This is a genomic window from Nocardia sp. NBC_01327 (assembly GCF_035958815.1).
GTDB lineage: Bacteria > Actinomycetota > Actinomycetes > Mycobacteriales > Mycobacteriaceae > Nocardia.
Genome location: NZ_CP108383.1, coordinates 1958705 through 1980093, shown reverse-complemented (window position 1 = coordinate 1980093; position 21389 = coordinate 1958705). Strand labels below are relative to the sequence as shown.

Annotated in this window: 23 protein-coding genes; 8 read left to right on the top strand and 15 right to left on the bottom strand. The window is 67.1% G+C overall.

The features are described from left to right. Positions 1 to 49 precede the first annotated feature (49 nt). Genes OG326_RS08595 through OG326_RS08570 form a run of 6 tightly spaced genes read right to left on the bottom strand, consistent with a single transcriptional unit; the run spans position 50 to position 5886 of the window. Positions 50 to 1132, bottom strand: coding sequence for an MlaD family protein (locus OG326_RS08595; protein ID WP_327144067.1), 1083 nt, complete (start codon positions 1130 to 1132; stop codon positions 50 to 52). Continuing rightward, entirely contained in the window at positions 1132 to 2118 is a 987-nt protein-coding gene (locus OG326_RS08590; protein ID WP_327144066.1) for an MlaD family protein, read from the bottom strand. Before OG326_RS08590 ends, OG326_RS08595 begins: the two co-directional genes overlap by 1 nt. A 29-nt stretch (positions 2119 to 2147) precedes the next feature. Then, complete coding sequence (locus OG326_RS08585) at positions 2148 to 3146, bottom strand: MlaD family protein (RefSeq protein ID WP_327144065.1); 999 nt, start codon at positions 3144 to 3146, stop codon at positions 2148 to 2150. Beyond that, positions 3143 to 4171: an MlaD family protein gene (locus tag OG326_RS08580; RefSeq protein WP_327144064.1), complete on the bottom strand. Its 1029-nt coding sequence runs from the start codon at positions 4169 to 4171 to the stop codon at positions 3143 to 3145. The genes OG326_RS08585 and OG326_RS08580 overlap by 4 nt, the downstream gene beginning before the upstream one ends. Positions 4172 to 4174: 3 nt before the next feature. After that, positions 4175 to 5038, bottom strand: a complete 864-nt coding sequence (locus OG326_RS08575; protein WP_405133234.1) for an ABC transporter permease — start codon at positions 5036 to 5038, stop codon at positions 4175 to 4177. After that, positions 5038 to 5886, bottom strand: a complete 849-nt coding sequence (locus OG326_RS08570) for an MlaE family ABC transporter permease (protein WP_327144063.1) — start codon at positions 5884 to 5886, stop codon at positions 5038 to 5040. Before OG326_RS08570 ends, OG326_RS08575 begins: the two co-directional genes overlap by 1 nt. A gap of 431 nt (positions 5887 to 6317) precedes the next feature. On the opposite strand from OG326_RS08570, the gene OG326_RS08565 reads away from it, so the two are divergent. Next, positions 6318 to 6533, top strand: coding sequence for a nuclear transport factor 2 family protein (locus OG326_RS08565; protein WP_327144062.1), 216 nt, complete (start codon positions 6318 to 6320; stop codon positions 6531 to 6533). A gap of 4 nt (positions 6534 to 6537) precedes the next feature. On the opposite strand, the gene OG326_RS08560 is transcribed toward OG326_RS08565, so the two are convergent. Further along, positions 6538 to 7626: a calcium:proton antiporter gene (locus OG326_RS08560; protein WP_327144061.1), complete on the bottom strand. Its 1089-nt coding sequence runs from the start codon at positions 7624 to 7626 to the stop codon at positions 6538 to 6540. A gap of 107 nt (positions 7627 to 7733) precedes the next feature. On the opposite strand from OG326_RS08560, the gene OG326_RS08555 reads away from it, so the two are divergent. After that, positions 7734 to 8474 carry a VIT1/CCC1 transporter family protein gene (locus tag OG326_RS08555; protein ID WP_327144060.1) on the top strand — a complete coding sequence of 247 codons (741 nt, stop codon included), beginning with the start codon at positions 7734 to 7736 and terminating at the stop codon, positions 8472 to 8474. Positions 8475 to 8608: 134 nt separating this feature from the next. Here the strand turns inward: OG326_RS08555 and OG326_RS08550 are convergent, their stop codons facing one another. From OG326_RS08550 to OG326_RS08540, 3 genes are all read right to left on the bottom strand, one after another. Beyond that, on the bottom strand, positions 8609 to 9079 hold the full coding sequence (locus tag OG326_RS08550; protein ID WP_327144059.1) for a hypothetical protein: 471 nt from the start codon (positions 9077 to 9079) through the stop codon (positions 8609 to 8611). 35 nt (positions 9080 to 9114) lie between these two features. Continuing rightward, the gene (locus OG326_RS08545) at positions 9115 to 9630 is read right to left on the bottom strand and encodes a hypothetical protein (protein ID WP_327144058.1); all 516 of its coding nucleotides are present in this window, start codon (positions 9628 to 9630) and stop codon (positions 9115 to 9117) included. A gap of 141 nt (positions 9631 to 9771) precedes the next feature. Then, a complete protein-coding gene (locus OG326_RS08540) occupies positions 9772 to 10275 on the bottom strand; it encodes a nuclear transport factor 2 family protein (protein WP_327144057.1) in 504 nt (167 codons plus the stop codon). A 116-nt stretch (positions 10276 to 10391) separates the two neighbouring features. Between OG326_RS08540 and OG326_RS08535 the strand changes: the two genes are divergently transcribed. Beyond that, the gene (locus tag OG326_RS08535) at positions 10392 to 11201 is read left to right on the top strand and encodes a LysR family transcriptional regulator (RefSeq protein WP_327144056.1); all 810 of its coding nucleotides are present in this window, start codon (positions 10392 to 10394) and stop codon (positions 11199 to 11201) included. On the opposite strand, the gene OG326_RS08530 is transcribed toward OG326_RS08535, so the two are convergent. The 3 genes from OG326_RS08530 to OG326_RS08520 are packed head-to-tail and all read right to left on the bottom strand — an operon-like array spanning position 11198 to position 13323. Beyond that, entirely contained in the window at positions 11198 to 11806 is a 609-nt protein-coding gene (locus tag OG326_RS08530; protein WP_327144055.1) for an NAD-dependent epimerase/dehydratase family protein, read from the bottom strand. The genes OG326_RS08535 and OG326_RS08530 overlap by 4 nt on opposite strands. Before the next feature lie 10 nt (positions 11807 to 11816). Continuing rightward, entirely contained in the window at positions 11817 to 12836 is a 1020-nt protein-coding gene (locus tag OG326_RS08525; RefSeq protein ID WP_327144054.1) for a zinc-dependent alcohol dehydrogenase family protein, read from the bottom strand. Between the two features lie 46 nt (positions 12837 to 12882). Then, positions 12883 to 13323 (bottom strand): hypothetical protein, encoded by a 441-nt coding sequence (locus tag OG326_RS08520; RefSeq protein ID WP_327144053.1) that lies wholly within the window; start codon positions 13321 to 13323, stop codon positions 12883 to 12885. 122 nt (positions 13324 to 13445) lie between these two features. On the opposite strand from OG326_RS08520, the gene OG326_RS08515 reads away from it, so the two are divergent. The 3 genes from OG326_RS08515 (at position 13446) to OG326_RS08505 (ending at position 16450) form a co-directional block, all read left to right on the top strand. Further along, entirely contained in the window at positions 13446 to 14246 is an 801-nt protein-coding gene (locus OG326_RS08515; protein ID WP_327144052.1) for a helix-turn-helix domain-containing protein, read from the top strand. Positions 14247 to 14370: 124 nt separating this feature from the next. Continuing rightward, complete coding sequence (locus OG326_RS08510; protein WP_327144051.1) at positions 14371 to 15033, top strand: PadR family transcriptional regulator; 663 nt, start codon at positions 14371 to 14373, stop codon at positions 15031 to 15033. Between the two features lie 199 nt (positions 15034 to 15232). Beyond that, positions 15233 to 16450 carry an FAD-dependent monooxygenase gene (locus OG326_RS08505; RefSeq protein WP_327144050.1) on the top strand — a complete coding sequence of 406 codons (1218 nt, stop codon included), beginning with the start codon at positions 15233 to 15235 and terminating at the stop codon, positions 16448 to 16450. 61 nt (positions 16451 to 16511) lie between these two features. On the opposite strand, the gene OG326_RS08500 is transcribed toward OG326_RS08505, so the two are convergent. Beyond that, positions 16512 to 18542, bottom strand: coding sequence for an MDR family MFS transporter (locus tag OG326_RS08500; RefSeq protein WP_327144049.1), 2031 nt, complete (start codon positions 18540 to 18542; stop codon positions 16512 to 16514). Positions 18543 to 18601: 59 nt separating this feature from the next. Further along, the gene (locus OG326_RS08495; RefSeq protein WP_327144048.1) at positions 18602 to 19264 is read right to left on the bottom strand and encodes a TetR/AcrR family transcriptional regulator; all 663 of its coding nucleotides are present in this window, start codon (positions 19262 to 19264) and stop codon (positions 18602 to 18604) included. A gap of 165 nt (positions 19265 to 19429) precedes the next feature. Between OG326_RS08495 and OG326_RS08490 the strand changes: the two genes are divergently transcribed. Both OG326_RS08490 and OG326_RS08485 read left to right on the top strand, forming a co-directional pair. Then, the gene (locus tag OG326_RS08490) at positions 19430 to 20362 is read left to right on the top strand and encodes a sigma-70 family RNA polymerase sigma factor (protein ID WP_327144047.1); all 933 of its coding nucleotides are present in this window, start codon (positions 19430 to 19432) and stop codon (positions 20360 to 20362) included. A 131-nt stretch (positions 20363 to 20493) separates the two neighbouring features. Further along, positions 20494 to 21369, top strand: coding sequence for an oxidoreductase (locus tag OG326_RS08485; RefSeq protein WP_327144046.1), 876 nt, complete (start codon positions 20494 to 20496; stop codon positions 21367 to 21369). Positions 21370 to 21389 lie beyond the last annotated feature (20 nt).

The window sequence follows — 21389 nt, the reverse complement described above, 5'->3', positions numbered from 1 at the left end:
GCGGCGCGGCGACCGGCCGTGTCGAGCGTGATTTCCCAGTGTCCGATTCTCATCGCGCACCTGCCATTCCGAGCACCAGGGGAACGAGGGGGACGTTGATCATGCCGTCGGCGGAGGTGGTGCATTTGCCCGGTGCGGTGGCATTCAGCGCGGCACACACCTGGTCGGCCTGGGGCATCGGAACGGCGGCGCGCGGGGAGCCGTAGGTGATGCCGGAGCCCAGGACGGACTGGGCGGCATTCGTCAGGACCGGGAGCTTGAGCATGATCTCCGACAGCGAGCCGACATTCGCGCGCAGCAGGCGCACCAGCGGCAGGGTGTCGTCCAGGGCCTTCATGATCGGATCGCCGGCAATGGTGACCAGATCATTGAGCATGGGCAGCGCCTGGCCGAGTCGATCGATCAATTCCGCACCGGGGCCCAGCAATTCATTGCTGCCGTTCTCCAGGGCGGGACCCAGGCGCAGCAGCATGGAGCGCAGATCGCCCCAATGCTGTTCCACCTTCTCGCCCACCGAGGCGAAGGCATCGAAAATGCCCGCGAGATGGCCGATATCGGCATCGGGCGCGGACAGCGCCGTACCGAGCTTCTTGACGATCTCATTGATCTGCGGTCCCGCACCGGTGGTCGCGGAGTCCAGCGCGGACAGCCCGTGCGCCAGGGCATCCGGAGCCTGCGCCTGCTGCAGCTGCGAGGACAGGTCCGCGAGCGCGGTCAGGGTCTCGGTAATGCTCTTGGGTGTCAGGGCTTTGGTGATGCACTGCGACGAATCCCAGTGCGCCGGATGCTTACCGTCCGACAGCACCGCCAGATTCCGGTCCGCCACAATGGAATCGGCGACCGTGGTGGCGGCGGCATCGGCGTACACCGGATACTTCGCATCGACGGAGAAGCCCACCTTGACCTTGGCGCCGTCGGAATCGACGGAGGTCACCGTGCCCACCGGGATACCCCGCATGGTCACCTTGTTGCCGACGTACAGGCCGACCGAATCCGGCATGACCGCGCAATAGGATTCGGTCTTCTTCATCGGATCGAAGTAGAGGAAGTAGCCGACCACCGCCAGCGCCACGACCACCACCGCACCGGCGACCGACATGAACGCCTGCGAGCCGAGCATGCGCCTGAGCATCAGCAGTCCTTTCCGGGCAGCGGCACGCAGACCGGCACCGTCTGCTGGGACTGGTCGATGCTCACGCCGCCGTCCGGGATCACCAGGGACGACAGCTTCTGCTGCAGACCGTGCGCGGCGTCCAGGGTCGGCGTGAATTTTGTTCCGAGCTGCTCCAACTGGGTGATGGCATCGAGCAGTTTCGGCTTGAGCGAGGCATCCCACTGCGGCTGCGCACCGCCCAGCCGGCCGACCACATCGCTGAGCAGCCGAATGGCCTGCGCCATCTCGGTGTGCTTGTCCTCGAGCACCGTCACCAGCAGGTTCGCATTGTCCATCAGCCGGCCCAGATCGGTCTTCGCGCCGTCGTACATGGTCACGTACTCGTCCGCCACCGCCACGGCATTGGAGACCTGGGTGCGCTGCCGATCCAGGGCGTCCACATAGGTGTTCACGGTCTGCAGGGTGGTGCGCAGGCTGTCCGGTGCGCCGTCGAGGGAATTGCCCAGCGCGGCCAGATTGCGGTTCAGCGTGCTGCCGTCGATCTTCGACAGCGGCGCGGCCGCATCCTGGAACGTCTCGACCAGACTGTAGGGCAGGCGCACTCGATCGGCCGGAATCGCCTTGTCGCCCAGCGCTTTATCGCCCGCCGGGAACACCGCGACATAGTGACCGCCGACAATGGTCAGCATGCGAATGTCGAGGGAGGTCTGATCACCCAGGAACACATCGGAATTCACCGTGAAGCGCATGACCACGCGGTCCGGCTTCAGTTCCAGGGATTTCACCTCGCCCACGGAGATGCCCGCAATGCGCACGTCGTCACCGGTTTTCACCGATTGCGCCTCGGACAGTTCCGCGGTGTAGGTGTGCTTGCCGAACGGCACCACGAACAGCACGCCGGCGGCCAGCAGGCCCAGGGCGACCAGCAGTGCGCCGATGAGGCCGAGGCGCAGTTCGCGCTTCTTCCGCGTGCCGTCGTCGACGACCCGATCGTCGCGAACCAAACGGATTCTCTTCAAGAAGCGGGGAGGCTTTATCCCTTGCATATCGACACCTGCTGTCCCGAGATCAGCATCCGCACCACGGGCGGGACATCCGCAGTGCCCTTGCTGCACACCGGCTTCCAGCCGCTCGCATCGGCGGGCAGCGCGGCGTCGGCGGCGGCGAGCACGGCGGGCAGGCGGCCGAAGACGTCCACCGCCTCCTTGGCATCCGGGAAGATCTTGCGGATCAGCGCATCCACATCGCTGCCGCTATCGATGCCCAGCGTGCGCATCAGGCTGTCGATGGGCCCGAGCACCGACGGCGCGGTCATGGCGAATTGCGCCAGGCCACCGATATTCGACTGCAGCGCCTCGAAAATATCGCTGAGCCGGGCCAGCAGCGGAACCAGATAGTGCACCCGGCCGCTCAGCCGATCATCCAGATCCGACATATTGCGGATGAGCGTGCCGATCACCTGCTGCCGATTGTCCACATAGGACGCGAGTTTCCCGATCGCGTCCATGGCCGGGCCGACACCGCTGCCGTCACCCTCGATCAAAGCGACCATGCTGGCGCTGAATTGATTGATGGCCTCCGGAGAAACGGTGGCCAGCACCGGCTTCAGGCCATTGAACAGGCTGGTCACATCGAACGACGGCACCGTGTGATCGGTACCGATGCGCGCACCCGAGGCGATGCGCTGACCGGGCTGCTGCTGCTGCTGCAGATCGATGTACCGCTGCCCCGTGAGGTTCTGATAGCGAATGGCCAGCTTGCTGTTGTCGTAGATCGGCGCATCGGTCTTGACCGACAACTGGACTCGCGCCTGCGCGCCGTCCAGGGAGATCTTCTTGATCTTGCCGACCTGCACGCCGTACATGCGCAGATCGTCGCCGACCTTGAGGCCGTTGGCGTCGGTGAACATGGCGTCGTGGGTTTCGGTACTGCCGGAGACCGGCCGCTCGATCGCGGAGATCACCAGTACCAGCACCACCGCGATCACCGAGGTGAACAGTGCCAGCCGCCAGGCTGCGCCCTTGACGGTCATCGCGCACCTCCCAGCAGCGGCACCGCGAGGGCTGGCACACCGCGCAGATCGATCTCGGCATTGAGGACCGGGCCCTGACCGTTATCCGGCATGGCGCTGCGCACACGCTCGATGAGCGTGCGCAATTCGGCCGCGGACTGCTGCGGCTGCGGCACCATCTGCGCCAGCATGTTCAGCAGCGGAGCCAGCATGTCGGTGAGGCCGGAGAGCTGAGTTCCGGCCGTGCCCAGCGTATTCGCCAGTTGCGGAAGCAGTTTCCCGGTGATCAGCGCCAGGTTCGAGTCGTAGTCGGCCCGATTACCTTGCAGCCGTTGAATACTGCGGATCATGTCGATGACCTGCACCGTCGCGCCGGCGAACTTACCGCCGCCGTCGAAGGCCGGGCCGAGCTGACCCATCAGCTCCGACAGCGGCATCTTCTGGTTGTCCGCGACCGTGCGCGTGGCCGTGATGAGCGCCTGCGCCAGCGGCGTGAACGCCTCGGTGTCGGCCGCCGCCTGCGCGATGACCGAGGCCATCTGCGGTGTCAGCACCGAACCGCCGACCTGTGAGGCACTGCGCAGAATCGAACCCATGGTGGCGTCGTAGACGGCCGAGGCCCTGGGTCCGGTCAGATCGATGACCGCGCCCGCGCGCAGCGGCGTACCGCCGGGCCCGCGCCGCAGATCGATCTCGCTGATGCCGAACAGGTTCGCGGGCGCGTAATCCACCAGCACGCTGTCGTCGATCCCGAACAACCGGGAATCGTCCAGCCGCAGGCCGATGCGCTGCGTACCGTGCTGATCCGGCGTGATGTCGGTGACCTTGCCGACCACAACACCGTTCACCCGCACGTCGGTGCCGACCAGCACGCCGTCACCGATCTGCTCGGTGCGCAGCGAAATCGGCAGTCCGTCTTCGGATTTCGCGGACGAGTACAGCGTCCATCCGGCCGCCACCGCGATGATCAGCGCCAGCGCGATCGCGCCGACCGCCATGGACCGCTTCCGGTCCACGGCAACACCCGGCATTCCGTAGTTCGGCATCCCCTACCCCGTGAACGTAATCGCCGAGTTGAAGCCCCACAGCCCGAGCGACAGCACCATGTCCAGGGCGATGATCGCCACCGAACTGGCCCGCACGGCCTTGCCCGAGGCGATACCCACGCCCTCGGGACCGCCGGTCGCGAAAAAGCCGTAGTAGCAGTGGATCAGGATGACGACCACCGCGAAGATGGCCACCTTGATCACCGCCGCGATCACATCGAAGCCGGAGACGAATTGGAAGAAGTAGTGGTCGTACACGCCCGCGGACGAACCGTGCACCAGCGTGATCAGTCCGCGGCAGGACATGTACGACATGATCAGCGCGATCAGGAAGGTCGGCACGATCGCGACCACACCGGCCAGCACGCGGGTGGTCACCACGAAGGGAACCGAACGCAGGCCCAGGGATTCGATCGCGTCGATCTCCTCCGAGATGCGCATGGAACCGATTTCGGCGGTCATGCGGCAGCCCGCCTGCGCGGCGAAACCGATGGCCGCGGCGATCGGCGCGAGTTCCCGGGTCGTGGCGTACGCCGAGACCAGACCGGTGACCGGGCCCATGCCCAGCATGTCGAGGGTCTCGAAGGACTCCACGGCCACCGACGCGCCCATGACCAGACCGAGCACGATCATCATCGGCACGGTCCCGCCGCCCACGATGATGGAGCCGCGACCCCAGGTCATATCGGTGATGGCGCGCATGGTCTCGTCGCGATAGCGCTTGAGCGTCAAGGGAATCGACGACAGCACCTGCCAGACGAAGGCGAGCACGAAGCCCAGGCCCTCGACGCGGCGCAGCAGCAGGCCGCGGCGGTGATAGAAGCGCGCGGCCCAGCCCAGCCCCTTCGGGACGTACGTGGCGGACATCAGGCGAGCCTCGTCGGCAGGAACATAGCGGTGATCTGGGTGGCGATCAGGTTCACGACCACGATCGAGACCACCGACAGCACCACCGCGGCATTCACGGCATCGGCCACACCGCGCGGACCGCCCTTGGCCTCCAGACCGCGCTGGCAGGCGATGACCACGACGATGAAGCCGAAGATCACGGCCTTGAGCAGCGAGACCCACACATCGGCGGTGGTGGTGAAGGAACCGAAGGTGGCCCAGTAACTGCCCGGCGTGACGCCCTGACCGCCGATGGCGACCATATAGCCCGCGAGCACGCCCACGAAGATGATGAGCACGTTCAGCAGCGGGGCCACCACCAGCATGGCCACCATGCGCGGGATCACCAGGCGGTGAATCGGGCTGATGCCCATGGTGTTCAGCGCGTCGATCTCCTCGCGAATGGTGCGTGCGCCGAGATCGGCGGCCAGCGCCGCCGCGCCCGCGCCGCCCAGCAGGAAGCCGGTGGCCAGGGGCGCGCCCTGTTTGATCACGCCGAGTCCACCGGTGGCGCCGAGCAGCGAATCCGCTCCGAGCGTGTGAATGAGATTGCCGACCTGCACCGAGACGATGACACCGAACGGAATGGCCATCAGGATCGCGGGAATCGCGGTGACCGTGATCAGCCGCCACGCCTGCAGGATGGCTTCCTTCCACTGGAAGGTGCCGCGGGCGATGCCGGTGAAGATGCCAGCTACCGATTCCTGGGCAATGCCGGCCGCGCGGCCGAAGGTGCGCAGCGAGGCCACCGCGGTGCCGGAGAAGTTGTCGCGAACGATGCGGACATTGGTGCGGACAGCAGAGGTACGCGGGATGGTCCGGGTCATTGCGGCACTACTTCTTCGAAACGCCGAAGCCGACGGCGGGGGACGAGGTTCAAATCTTCTTCTCCGTGATCGGCAACACTGCCTGCCCTCAAAGCTAATGGTTACCTCGAGTAACACCAAATCGGTTCGAGGTGTGATCCAGGCCGCTAAGTTACCGATCGGTACATGCGCCTCCCATCCTGCTCAGCGGGATTATTTGGCATGTGACCTGCGGTTCTAGAACGTGTTATCAGAGCGGATCGGCTATCAATATGACGTGCGACACGCCCGTGGCGAACCTCTGGCGCATGGCCCGTACGGGGTTCGGCCATACCGAAACGTGAATCGAGTGAACTAGCAGCTACACGAAATGTCCGGTTTTTTAAGGTCCGGGATGCGCGGTTTTACGCCGTACTGATGTGTTGTGGTCGGCCGGAGTGTTCACTGTGCCCGTGGACAACACCGTGTCGGCAGTCCTGTGTGCCGTCGAGGCCGACGACTGGACTGCGTTCGCCAAACTGGTACATCCCTACGTGCATTGGACCGAGGACGGCGTCACCACGCGCGGACGCACCCGGGTCATGGCCCTGCTCTCCGGGCACAGCGGCGTCAAACCCGCCGACAGCTACGAACTGCGCGACGGACAGATCTACCGCTGGACCGCGTGACCGGCTAGGGACTGACCGCCAGAAAGACGAAGGCCGAGAACAACACCAGGTGCACACAGCCCTGGAGCAGAGTCGCGCGCCCGGGCACCACCGTGAGCGCGCCGACCACGACCGTCAGCGCCAGCAGGACCATCTGCGTCGCCCCGAGCCCGAGCATGAGCGGCCCCTCGATCCAGATCGAGGCCACCGCGATCGCCGGAATCGTCAGGCCGATGCTCGCCATGGCCGAGCCCAGCGCCAGATTCAGGCTGATCTGCACGCGCTCACGCCGCGCCGCCCGCACGGCCGCAATGGTTTCCGGCAGCAGCACCAGCAGGGCGATCACCACACCCACCGCCGAGGCGGGCAATCCGGCTGCGGCGATACCGGATTCGATGGACGGCGAGACCAGTTTGGCCAGGCCGACCACGCCGATGAGAGCCACCAGCAGCAGGCCGAGGCTGCGCAGGGCCTGACGTTTGGTGGGCAGTTCGTCGTGCTCGTCCTCGGCCGATTCGCCGCCGCCCTCCACGGGGAGGAAGTCACCCGGGTGCCGGACCGTCTGCACCATGACGAAAACGCCGTAGAGCACCAGCGAGGCGACCGCCGCGAAGATCAATTGCGCGCCCGAGAACACCGGGCCCGGTTCGCTGGTGGTGAAGGTCGGCAGCACCAGACTCAGCGTGGCCAGGGTCGCGACCGTGGCCAGCGCGCCGCCCGTGCCCTCGGCATTGAAGACCGCGAGCCGCCGCCGGGCCGCGGCCACCAGCAGCGACAGGCCCAGAATGCCGTTGCAGGTGATCATGACCGCCGCGAATACGGTGTCCCGCGCCAGCGAGGCCGCCTTGTCACCGCTCGAGATCATGAGCGTGACGATCAGGCCGACCTCGATAATGGTCACCGCGACCGCGAGGATGAGCGATCCGAAGGGCTCACCGACCCGGTGCGCCACCACCTCCGCATGCTGCACCGCCGACAACACCGCTCCGACCAGCGCCACCGATACCAGCGTCACCACTATCGGACCCAGATCGCGACCCCAGGAAACAGCCAGCACCAGGGCGGCGACGAGCGGTATGACGACGGACCAGTGGCGAATGACAAGACGGACCATGACCCTCATCGTTGCAGCAAATTGTTCGCATACGCCGCAAAACGAGAGCCATGCCTCGCTCGGCGAGGCGGACCTATGGCAGAAACACGTGGCCTAGGCTGGTTTTCGTGGACGATACGAGCGTCGCCGCCCCCGGGGACGGGCAACCGCATCCGCACGAACCGCATGCCGAGGGGCTCGCGTCGCGGCTGAACTGGTTGCGGGCGGGGGTGCTCGGGGCCAATGACGGGATCGTGTCGACCGCCGGGCTGGTGGTGGGCGTCGCGGCGGCCACCACCGAATCGTCCGCGATTCTCACGGCCGGTATCGCGGGGCTGACCGCGGGTGCGATCTCCATGGCCGTGGGTGAGTACGTGTCGGTGAGTACGCAGCGCGATTCCGAGAAGGCGCTGCTGGCCAAGGAGAGGCGCGAGCTCGCCGAGGAGCCGGAGTACGAACTCGCCGAACTCACCCAGATCTATGAGGGCAAGGGCCTGTCCGCGGAGACCGCGCGCACCGTGGCGGAGGAACTCACCGCACACGATGCGTTCCAGGCGCACGCCGAGGTCGAATTGGGCTTGGACCCCGGCGAACTCACCAATCCATGGCATGCGGCGCTGTCCTCCGCCGTCGCCTTCACCGTCGGTGCGCTACTGCCACTGCTCGCGATTCTGCTGCCGCCCACCTCCTGGCGAATCCCGGTCACCTTCGCGGCGGTACTGGTGGCGCTCGCCCTCACGGGCTCTTTGAGCGCACGACTCGGCGGCGGCAATGCGGCGCGCGCGGTGCTGCGAGTGGTGATCGGTGGCGCGCTGGCCATGGCGATCACGTACGGAATCGGCCAGATCGCAGGCGTTTCGGGGCTATAGCCCGCACGGTCAGGGCACGGGCTCCGGACAAAGCGCGGGCTCCAGTCACGACGCGGGCTCCGGTCGGGGCGCGGACTCCGAACTACGCGCAGGTTGCGGTCTGCGCATAGGTGGCGGTCAGGTGTAGGGGGCGCTCACGGTGCGGGCGGGGGCGGAGGGGCGGGTGCGGGTGGCGGGACCGCTGCGGGGGTGGCGGCTGCCACGGGCGGTGCGGGTGCGGGTGGGGGTGGGACGCGAGTCATGTACGGCGAGAACAATTCTGGGGCCACGAGGACGGGGGCTTGGACCGGATGCGGGGCTCCCGGGGGGAGCACGGCCTCTGCTGGGGCGGCGGGCGGCGCTACGGCGGCGGGTGGGATCGCGCCGGCGGGTGGCGCGGCGGCGGCCGGTGCGGAGGGAAGGTGGGGCTTCGGGGGGTGGTGTTGCACGGGCGCGCGGTGCACCGGCTGCACCTCCGCGGTTGTGCTGTCATCGGAACCGGTGAGCAGCATGCCGGCTCCGATGGCCAGCGCCATGAGTCCCGAGACGACCGCGACCACCGCGAGTGCACGCGGGTTGATATCGCCTTCGTGCGCCTCCTGCGGTTCGCGTGCGCTGTCGAGCATGGCTGTCCTCCTTCGGATTCCGGCCGTGACCTCCGCTACGGGGCCGGCGGCGGGGGTGGCGGGGGCGGTGGCAGCAGGAACGGCAGGATCGGCGCCAGAATGTCCGGGATGATCGGCGGCGGAGGCGGTGGGGGCGGCGCGGCAGGGGCGGGCGGATCGGGCTCGGGAGCGACCTCGACCGGCGCGATGGGAGCCTGCGGCGCCTGCTGCTGCGGCGCGGGCGCGGGCGCCTGCGGTTCCGGAGCGGGCGGCGGCGGCGCGGCCGCGGGCGCCGGGGCAGGGGCGGGTGCAGGTGCGGGCGGGGGCGGCGGCCCGGCGCTCGCGGGGTGCTGTTTCGAGCTGGAGCCGGGGGCGGCCGGACTGTCGGCGCCGTCGCCGCTACCGTCGAACCCGGCGCGCAGACTGCCGCCTACCAGGAGAAATACCAGGCCGAGCGACAGTACGAGCATCAATATCAGTGTGCGCGCGGACATCTCGCCGGTCTCCACCACACCGGGTGTGCCGTCGTTGTCTCTCGCTACGGGTCTCTCACGGACGGCGCCGGGCGCCACGGGAAGCTCCTTCGATTACCGAGCAGATGACCTGCTGATCCGAAAAGCTCGTCTTCCAGGACGCTACACAGATTTGCCATGAACATTAACCGGCTACATGACACCGTAATATTGCAGCTCAGTATCTATTTCTTTCGATAGCTAAAAGATCGCTGTGGGATCGCCGGTGAACCATGCGTTCTCGATGCGCACCCGGCTCATGAGCCACCGCGCACCCTCGCGCACCAGCTCGACGTCGTATCGGTTCTTCAGCAGGGCGAAGGTGCCGTGGTCGGCGGTGAGCAGATGCTGCGCCTCCACGAGCGCGGTGAGTCGCGCGGTATCGCCGGTAATCGCGATGCGGGTGTTGGTCACCTGATGCGTGGTGTCGACACGCCCGGCGAAGCCACCGAGGATGGTGTCGACAATGAAGTCGCGGCCGGTCATGAGCGGGGCGACGCCACCCCACTTCACGGCCGTCGGCTGGAAATCGAGTTCGGCGTCGGCGGTGAAGGACGAGGCGAACAGCTCCTTGTCCCGCAGGTCCTGACCCAGCGCGAAGCGGTACAGGGCATCGCTGATCTCGGCGCGATCGCGCAGCTCCCGCACCACCTCGGCGGTCTCGGCGGCGGGGGCGGACAAGGCGTAGGGCTCGGTGACGAACACGGTGACTCCTGAGGTTGTGCGGACCACTTCACCTTCTGCCCGCGCACCGGCGGCATCAATACGAATATGTGCAACGATCGTCAAGCACTACTTAACGATCCCGGCGGAGGCAGCACATGCTGGAGCGGTACGAAATCGAGGTCTTCCTCACCCTCGTGGAGGAACTGCACTTCGGCCGGACGGCCGAACGGCTGCGCCTCTCGACCGCCCGGGTCAGCCAGACGGTCGCGAAACTCGAACGGCGACTGGGTGTTCCGCTCTTCGATCGCAGCAGCAGGCGGGTGACGGCGACACCGGCGGGCCGTGAGCTGTATGCGGAACTGCGCCCGGCGTGGGATCGCATCGGTGCTGCGGTACAGCACACCATCGATACCGGGCGGGGTCGCGGCGGGACGCTGGAGGTCGCTTTCGTGGACGCCGCGACGAGCCAATTGCTCAGCCGCGCAAAGGAACTGTTCCAGGAGCAACTACCCGACTGCGCCGTGCGGATTCGGGAAGCCCAACCCGCGCAGGTGCTTCCGTGGCTGCGGGCGGGCGATATCGATATCGCACTGGATACGGTCACGTCGGCCGAACCGGACATCACCGCCGGACCGGTACTGGTCTCGGAAGCCCGGATAGTCGCGGTGCCCGCGAATCATCCTTTGGCGCATCGCCGTTCGGTCACATTCGCCGACCTGGAGCACACCACGGTGCTGCAGGGCCCGGCCACCGCCACCGAACAGCTCACGCTCGTCGGCGCGGGACAGGGCGTGCTGCCGATCGGCGCGCATGCCCGGCGCTATCACCCGCGCCCCGATGTGGCGTATCTGCCGCTGCGCGACGCCCCGCCGGTGCGATGGGCACTGCACTGGCGGACCGCCGACAACAGCGTTCGTATTCGCGAATTCGTCCGTGCCGCAACAGTTGCGGCGGAACCGGGCTAGGTGATCGGCAGGAACTCCGGTCCCTCGGCATCGGTGAGTTCGTACAGTCCGGACGCCAGATCGAGAGCGCGGGCGGTGCGCGCGGCGGCCTCGTCGAGGTGGATGCGGGGCGGCTCGGGCGGGGCGTCCGGGTAGTACGTGCCCGGGCCGTAGAACTGGCCGTAGCGCAGCACCACACCGCCGGCCGCGCGCACCGACTTCTCCAGGAACTCCTTGGAGACCTGACCCTCGCCGGTCATCTCCCAGGCCACGCTCTGGGCGATGATCCGGGTGACGCCGACCGCCTCGGCCGCGGCCAGCAGATTCGCGGTGCCCTCCCGGCGAATGCGGGCATTGGCCGCGCGGCCCTCGGCCAGTCGCGCCGGATCGTCCGGCAGATCGGTGAGCTGGTGCATGACCAACTCGGGGGCATATTCGGTGACGGCGGTGGTCAGGGCCGCCGCATCGAAGACATCGCACACCACCGGTTCCGCGCCGGCGGCGGCCAGCCGCTGCGCTTTCTCCGGAGAGCGGGTCATACCCGCCACATCGTGTCCCGCCGCAATGAGCAGCGGGACCAGCCGAGAGCCGAGGACGCCGCTGGCGCCCGCCAGAAATATCCGCATATTTCCGACATTAAGCGATCGTGATGACCACCTTGCCGAAAGGGTCGCCCTCATTGAAGTACCGGTAGGCCTCGACCGCCTGATCGAACGGGAATATCCGGTCGATGACCGGCCGCATGCGGTGCTCGGCAATGGCGCGGTTCATACCCTCGAAATCGGCCCGGCTGCCGACCGCAATGCGGCGCAGGGTCAGGTACTTGCCGCCCAGCGGATCACCCTGCTGCTGCCCCGCCGGGGCCGGGTACGCGCCGATGAGCGTGACATTCGCGTTGTAACCCGCTGCCGCAAGGGATTTGGGCAGCGTGACCTTGCCGACCGCCTCGACCACATGCTCCACACCGTCACCACCGGTGAGATCGTTCACCGCGTGCTCCCAATCCGGAGTCACCCTGCGGTCGATGACCTCGTCGGCGCCGAGCTTGCGCAGCCGCTCCGCCTTGTCCGGTGAGGAGGTGATCGAAATGACCCGCGCGCCCAGCATTTTGGCGTGCTGCACCGCGAACAGACCCACGGGGCCGGTGCCGACCGTCAGCACGGTCTCCCCCGGTCCGGCCGGAACCGGCTTGCTCAGCGCCGCCCAGGCGACCAGTCCCGCGCAGGTGAGCGCGGCGGCCTCCTCGTCGGTCAGGTGCTCGGGCACCTGCATGACCGAATCCTCCTCCAGCACCACATAGTTGGCGAGCCAGCCATTGTGGTTGGCGCCGTACTGCTGGGAGGTCAGCGCCTGGGTCTGCCGGCCGCCGTTCCAGGCGACGAAGTAGGTTCCCATGACCCGATCGCCGAGCGCGGCGCGAGTCACGCCGTCGCCCAGGGCGATCACCTCACCGACGCCGTCCACCAGCGGCACCGTATCGGGCGTGAAGGGCACCGGGTAGGTGCCGTCCATCAGCATGGTGTCGCGGCGATTGAGCGAGGTGGCCCGCACCCGCACCACGACCTGATGCGGTCCGGCCTCCGGGATCGACTGTGCGCGAGTGGTGAGCCCGTCGAGCCCGTGCAGTGGATCGAGGTGGTAGGCAATGGCATTCATGATGTTCTCCTGAAAATAGCCGTGGCGGTCGTAGCGACGTCGTCTGTTATGCGGGGCCGATGTACTGGTGGTCGGCGTGAATCCGGCCGTCCTCGTCCAGGGCGAGCACGTCGTAGCCCGCGCCGCCCACCGAACCGTCGGCGGCGACCATGTCCCAGCCGATGCCGACCACACCCTCCGCCAGCCGCTGCGCCACGCCACGGCTACGGAAGACGAATGTGCCGGAGCCGACGAACATTTCGTAGGCCCGGGTGATCCGCGCATCCAGTTCACGGTGGCCGCGCACCGACATGTACGGGGTCGGGAAGTTCAGGGCGGCAGCGGTTTCCCGGATGACCTGCGGCGGATCGACCAGCACGTGGGTGCCCTCGGTGGTCCACAGTTCGGCGATGCGCTTGACCCGGGCCTGCTGATCGGCCTCGTTCCAGACGGCGATGTACTGCTCGGTGAGGGTGGCCAGGCTGTTGTTGTCGACTCGATTGCTCATGCCACAGAGTCTGTTCGGCGACGGCGAGCGGCGCGATTCCCTGCAGGGAATGATCATGCGGCCGCGCTTGTCATTCCCTGCAGGGAATCGCCCGGCAGCGCCGGGGCGCACACAGTAGAGGAATGACGATCATGGCGGTGGCGACGACGGCGACCCCGTTCGCGCAGCAGTTGCGGCACTGGCGCACCCGGCGGCGGATCAGCCAGCTCGATCTCGCGATCAGCGCGGAGACCAGCCAGCGCTATCTGAGCTTCCTGGAGCAGGGGCGCTCACATCCGGGGCGGACCATGGTGGTCCGGCTGGCGGAGTCGCTGGGACTGTCGCTGCGCGAGCGCAACGGGCTGCTGCTGGCCGCCGGATACGCGCCCGCTTTCCCCGAATCTGCTTTGGATGCACCGGAACTCGGTGCGGTGCGGCATGCGCTGGACACCATCCTGCACGGCCATCTCCCCTATCCGGCGGTGGTGACGCGCCCGTTCGGCGTGCTGGTGGCGGCCAATGCGGCCTTCGAGGTGCTCGCCGAGGGAGCGGCGCCGGAGCTGCTGCGGGCGCCCCTCAATGTGCTGCGACTGGCCCTGCATCCCGACGGTTTGGCACGGCGGGTGGTGAATCTGCCCGAATGGGGTCGTCATGTCACCGACAGCCTGCGCAATCGCGCGGCCCGCAGCCCGGATCCGGATCTCAGTGCGCTCATCACCGAGCTGGAGAGCTATCTGCCGCCGGTCGATCCGGGCCCGAACCATCTGGGCTTCGCGGTACCCCTGCGCTTGCGCAGCGAGGACGGTGAGCTGGGGTTGATCACCACCATCACCTCGTTCGCCACGGCCACCGACATCACCCTGGCCGAGCTGCATCTGGAGGCCTTCCTCCCGGCCGATCAGCCCACCTCCGACTATCTGCGGTCCCGCTTCGCGACCACCTGACCGCCTCCTCCCATGCTCACCCCGCCGCACCCGCGGCCGGGGTGCGTTTTTCTTTGCGCCAAGTACTTGTCGACGAATACTCGTGGACGTATATTCGTAGACGAGTACAGAGGAGGTGGGCAGAATGGCTCGCAAGCGCAAGGTAGGGAATCTGATGGCATTGGCGGTGCTGTCGGTGCTCGCCATCCAGCCGATGCATCGCTACGAGATCGCCGGAAAGTTGCGGGAGTTCGGCAAAGACCACGATATGGGCGTCAAGTGGGGCTCGCTGTACACCGTGGTGGACAACCTCACCAAGCACGGCTTTCTCGAGATCACCGGCAGTGAACGCGACGGCGCCCGCCCCGAACGCACCATCTACCGGATCACCGATGCCGGGCGTGCCGAATTGGCCGACTGGACAAGAGAACTCATCTCCGATCCGGAACCCGAGCAGCGGCCGTTCATGGCCGGGCTGTCCGTGGTCTCGGTGCTCCCGCCCGATGATGTGATCGAACTGCTCACCGCACGTATCTCCAAGCTGGAGGCCAGGTCCACCGCCGGCCGTACGCAGCTGGCCGCTCTGAAAGGTGCAGTGCCGCACCTTTTCCTGGTCGAAGAAGACTATGAGCTGACCATGCTGGAGGCCGAGACCGCCTGGGCGCGAGCCCTGCGCGATTCGCTCGTCGACGGCAGCTTCCCCGAGGTCGAACTGTGGCGGTCCTACCACCGCGACGGGATCACGCCCGCGGAAGCGGTCGAACAGGTGAAGGGGGGAATGCCCGGCGCGCAGCCGCCACCGGACTGAATACCGGACGATCAAGAACCGAGCCCCGGCGAAGGTGCTGCAACACCACCGCCGAGACCCGGGAACACCTTCCCGATCCGCGCCCGTGCAGGCGAACTCGTACCGAGTTTGGCAACTACAGGATAACTGGGTTCTCCGCACGCGCTCCGATTCGGGGTTATCTCACCCTGCTCTTTCGAAGTCTCAAGGGAGACAACCCATGTCTGAAACACGCTCGGCCATCCGCACCGCCCTCGTCATCGGCGGCGGCATCTCCGGACCCGTCACCGCGACCGCACTGCACAAGGCGGGCATCGAAGCCCGGGTCTTCGAGGCCTACCCCGGCCCCGCCTACGGCGTCGGCTCCAACCTCGCACTGGCGCCCAATGGGATGGCCGCCCTGGATGTCATCGGCGCCGGCGATGCGATCCGCGCCATTGCCGCGCCGATCACCTCGCAATCGATGGCCGTCAACAACAAGCATCTGCGGCTGCCCGGCATGTCCGGGGTGGAGCCGCTGCAACTGGTCGACCGGCCCGATCTGCACATCGCACTGCACGATGTCGCGGTCGCCGCCGGCGTGCAGTTCGAGTACAGCAAGCGCCTGATCGATGTCGAGGAGCATGCCGACGGCATTACCGCGCACTTCGCCGACGGCACCAGCGCCACGGGCGATGTGCTGATCGGCGCGGACGGCATCCGCTCCACCGTGCGCACGCTCATCGACCCGAATGCGCCGGGGCCGCAGTATCTGCGGATGCTGGGCTTCGGTGCGTATATCGAGGGGGGCTCGCTCGACCTCGCGCCGGGGAATATGATCTTCGCCTTCGGCAAGCGTGCCTACTACCTGTACTGGACCATGCCCGACGGCCGCATCGCATGGGGCGCGAATCTGCCGCACGAGCAGTACCTTTCGCTGAGCGAGGCCCGCACCGTCTCCAATGGGGAGTGGCTGCGCATCCTGCGCGAGGTCTACGCCGACGACATCCCGGGCGCCGAACTGGCTCGCGCCACCAAGCCCGAGGATCTGGTCGTGGTGGGTGCGCTGCAGATCATGCCGCCGGTGCCGCACTGGTACCGCGGGCGCATGGTGCTCACCGGCGATGCCGTGCACGCGCCGAGCAATACCTCGGGGCAGGGTGGCTCCATGGCCATCGAGAGCGCCATCGAGCTGGCGCGCTGCCTGCGCGATATCGATGATCCGACAGCGGCTTTCGCCACCTACGAGGCGCTGCGGCGGCCGCGGGTGGAGGGCGTCGCCAATCGGGTCAAGCGCATGAACCACACCAAGGCCGCGGGCCCGGTCACCCGCGCCGTCATGGGTGTGGTCATGCCGATGGCGCTCAAGCGCATGAACCCGGAGAAGACGATGGGCCATGAGCAGCGCTTCCGGATCGATTGGGAGGCGCCGGTGCAGCCGGTCCGCGTCCACGCCTGACGCTGTGAAACACAGTGCCCCGCTGCGGTTGTCCGCAGCGGGGCACTGTTCGTCCGGCGACTCAGCGGGCCGCGGTCTCCGGGCGGTCGGCCTCGTCGAGCAGTTTGGTGGCGATATTGTCGATGGCCTGATCCATCAGCGCGCGGTCCTTCGGATCGGTGAGATCCCAGTCGTCCAACTGACTTTCGATCCAGCGCTTCCAGGCGATCTGCACCCGGTCGATCTCCTGCACGCCGCGATCGGTGAGGGTCAGCACATCGCCGTCACGCCGCAGCAGGCCGTCCTGCTGCGCCTTGGCGTAGGTCGGTTCGATGATTTCCTCAGGCACCCAATGGGTTCGGGCAATGACACCGACGGTCGCCGAACCGCGCAGCCGCTGGTACATGCGGACCTGGCCGAGCGCCCACGCCTCGTCCCGGGTCAGCGAACTACCCGCTGCCGCAAGGATTCCCGAATCCGGCACCGCATTGTCGCGAAGCTTGCGCAGGACCGGGGCGATGGCCCGCTCCAGCTGCACCACGCGGTCGCCGGAATCCGGGACCGAGAATCCCTCTCCCACATCGGAGGCGACGCCGCGGGAACTGTCGCGCAGCGGCACCTCCTTCAGGAACCACGCGATCGCGAAGCCGAGCAGTGCGACCGGCACCACCCAGCGGAAGACGTAGTCGATGGAGGTGGCGTACGCGTCGATGATCGGCAGCGCCTGCGGTCGCGGCAGATCGCGCAGTGCCTGCGGATTCTGGGCGACCTCCGGCGGCACCTTCGCTTCCATCAGAGCGGCAGCGAGATTCGGGCCGATCTTGTTCGCGTACAGCGTGCCGAAGATGGTGGTGCCGAACGCACTGCCGATGGTGCGGAAGAAGGTCACCCCGGAGGTGGCGGTGCCCAGATCAGAGTAGGGCACGCTGTTCTGCACCGCGATGGTCAGCACCTGCATGGCCAGGCCGATGCCCAGACCCAGCACCAGCATGTACAGCGACTGCAGCCAGAAGCCGGTGCTCGCGTTCATGGTGGACATGAGGAACAGGCCGAGCGCCATGATCGCCGTGCCCGCGATGGGAAAGAGCTTGTAGCGCCCGGTCCGGCCGACAATGGTGCCGGAGATGATCGAGGTGGTGAACAGGCCGACCACCAGCGGCAGCGTCTGCAGTCCGGAGGCGGTCGCCGACACCCCCTTCACGTACTGCAGGAAGGCGGGCAGGTACGTCATCGCGCCGAGCATGGCGAAGCCGACGATGAAGCTGAGGATCGAGCAGACGGTGAAGACATTGCTGCGGAACAGGCGCATCGGCAGCATGGGCTCCGCGGCCCGCAGTTCCACCGCGACGAACGCGGCCAGCGCGATCGCCGAGGCCGCGAACAGGCCGAGGATCGTCGCCGAGCCCCAGGCGTATTCCTGTCCGCCCCACTCCAATCCGAGGATCAGGCAGGTGACGCCGATCGAGATGAGGGCGATGCCGAGGTAGTCGACGATCGGCTTGATCGCATTGCGCACAACCGGAATCGTCCGGGCCGCAACAACAATCATGATGATCGCGATGGGCACGTTCACGTAGAAGCACCAGCGCCAGCTCAGGTGGTCGGTGAACAGGCCGCCCAGCGTCGGGCCGATCACCGTGGTCACGCCGAAGACCGCGCCCAGCGCACCCTGGTACTGGCCGCGCTCGCGCAGCGGAATCACATCGGCGATCAGGGCCATCGAGGTGACCATGAGCCCGCCCGCGCCCAGGCCCTGCACCGCCCGGGCCGCGATCAGCAGGTCCATACCGTGCGCCATGCCGGCGATGACCGAACCCAGAATGAAGATGAAGCCACTGAGCTGGAAGACCAGTTTGCGGCCGAAGAGGTCGCCGAATTTACCGGCCAGCGCGGTGGCGATCGCCTCGGCCACCAGGTAGGCGGTGACCACCCACGCCATATGCCCCGCGCCGCCGAGATCGGCGACGATGGTCGGCAGCGCCGTGGCGACAATGGTGGAATCGAGTGCCGCCATGAGCATCCCGAGCACCACGGTCGCGAAGATGATGTTGATTCGGGCCCGGCTCAAAGGCTGGGGCACGGAGGGGGCAACGGCCGCGCTGGCACCGGTCATCGGCTCAGTATGTGGCGCTCACCAGCGAGTACACAGCAACGACACGGCAAACAGGGCGATCAGTTTGCTCGGACCGCATAACCGCCGAGGGACGGCTCGAGCATGTCGAAAGCGCTGCCGATATAGCCGATCAGGGCAGCCGCGATGGCATCGTTGGACGCACCGTCCACGGTGCGGCGGACGGTCTCCTCGAAGAGGGCGCGGTGCACGCCGCCGAGCAGGGCCGCAGCGATATTCGGGGTGAAATCCGCTGGCGCCGACCCGGTCTCCTCGGCCAGCGCCAGGCCGAGCAGCCGCTCGCGCTCCTCGTGGAATTCGCGCAAGCGCGCGACCAGCGCCGGGCTGCCGGTGATGAGCCGCGCGAAATCCGGGCCGGAGAACCCGATGAGCGCGGCCTGCGCGGCCGCCGCGGCGAGATAGTCCCGGCGCAGCGCGGCCAAGGCCGATTCACCCGGCTCCCGATCTCGAACCGTGCGCGCGAGACTCGCCACGAACTCATCGTGCACGTCCAGGACCAGGTCTTCCTTGCGCGGGAAGTAATTGGTCACGGTCATTTTGGCGACATCGGCCGCAGCGGCGATATCGGCGATGGTCACCGTGTCGAAGCCGTGCTCGAGGAACAGCAGCGTGGCGGTGTTGGAGATGTTCTGCCTGGTCTGCAGCTTCTTCCGCTCCCGAAGACCCAGGGGACGGCTACCGGCTTCGGCGGTCTGCGCGCTCATGCCGTCAGCATAGCCGATTCCGTCCTAAATTCATTTCCGACATATTTTTAGGTCTTTCCTATATTTGTCCCCACGGTCGAGACCGGCGAGTACAAATGAAGGGGACTCCCCGCATGACCCGCATCGCCATGGCACCAGCACCACCCGCCGGAAGGGAGCACCTCCATGACGCTCACCGTCAGCGAAGACGCCATCAAGGACTATCTGCGCCAAATCGGCGGGACTCCGCTACTCACCGGTGCGCACGAGTTCGAGCTCGGCGAGCGCATTGCGGCCGGAGTGCTCGCCCGGCAGCGCCTCGACGAGTCGGACGGCGCGGCAATCGAATTCACCGCCGCGGAACGACGTGCGCTGCAGCGCACGGTGGCGGACGGGCTGCGGGCCAAAGACCATATGGTGCGCGCCAATCTGCGCCTGGTCGTGTCCATCGCCAAGCGCTACCCCACCCCGACCGGCATGTCACTGCTGGACCTGGTGCAGGAGGGCACACTGGGGCTCATGCGCGCGGTGGACAAATTCGATCATCGCCGCGGACTGAAACTTTCGACCTATGCCACCTGGTGGATCCGGCAATCCATCGGGCGGGCACTGACCGATCAGGGCCGCACCATCCGGCTGCCGGCGCATGTGGCCGATGTGATGAACCGGGTCATCCGCACCGAGCGGACGCTCTCGCAGCGGATGGGCCGCGATATCAGCACCGAGGAGCTGGCCGAGGAGCTCGATATGTCCGTCCTGCAGGTCCGGGAGGTGCTGAGCCATGCGCGCGAACCGATTTCGCTGCACACCCCGATCGGCGACAGCGACAATGCCGAGCTCGGTGCGCTCATTGCCGATAACGGCCCAGACCCGTCGGTGACGGTCACCGACGGTGCGCTGCGCGGGCAGCTGGGGGTGGCGCTGTCCGGGCTGCCCGAGCGGGAGGCGCAGGTGATCGCGCTGCGCTACGGGCTGGACGGCTGCGAACCGCGAACACTGGAGGAGGTCGGGCGGATCTTCGGGGTGTCCCGGGAGCGGATCCGGCAGATCGAGGCCAAGGCCATGCAGAAGCTGCGGCAACCGGCGCGCACGCTGGCGCTCGAGGGGATGCTGGGCTGAGCGGCGGCGGGTCGGGGCGTGGCGGATCGAGTCGGTCTACCGTCTGAACTTACTCTGGAGTAAGGTCAGAGGAATTTCATCGACGCGTGCACCGCCGCACGCCGAACGCCGAACCCGTGAGGTCAACAGCCATGGCATGGAAGCCCAGCGAAATCTCGGATCAGTCCGGGCGCACCTTCGTCATCACCGGCGCCAATGGCGGGATCGGCGAGCAGACCACCAGGGTGCTCGCGAGCAAGGGCGCGACCGTCATCATGGCCTGCCGCAACGCCGCCAAGGCGCAGGAGGTGGCCGACCGCATCGAGGGCGATGTGAAGGTCGCGCCGCTGGATCTCGCCAGCCTCGCCTCGATTCGCGAATTCGCGGACAGCACAGGCGAATTCGATGTGCTCATCAATAATGCCGGCCTGATGAACGTGCCGTTCTCGCGCACCGAGGACGGGTTCGAAACCCAGTGGGGCGTCAATCATCTCGGCCACTACGCGCTGACCGGGCTGCTGCTGGACAAGATTCACGACCGGGTCGTCTCCATCGCCTCCATCGCGCACCGGCAGACCCCGAAGCTGTGGGTCGACGACCTCAATTACGAGCACCGGCGCTATCAGCGCAATCTCGCCTACGCGCAGTCCAAGCTGTCGAACCTGATGTTCGGGCGGGAACTGCAGCGGCGACTGACCGCGGCCGATTCGGCCAAGCGGTCCTACACCGTGCACCCCGGCGTCTCGGCCACCGATCTGTTCGCCCGCACCGAAACCCCACTGGACAAGATCTCCAAGCCCTTCGTCCGGCTCATCGGCCAATCCCCCCAGCACGCCGCGTACTCCTCCCTCTTCGCCGCGACCGTCCCCGACGCCGACCCCACCGTCTACTGGGGCCCTGCCCGCCTGGGCGGCACCAAGGGCCCGGTCGAAGCGGCCCCCTCCAGCAAGCTGTCCCAGAACCAGGACCTCTGGCGCCGGCTGTGGGAAGAGTCCGAGCGCCTGACCGGAGTCACCTACAAGTTCTGAGTGGGAATGCGACGGACCTC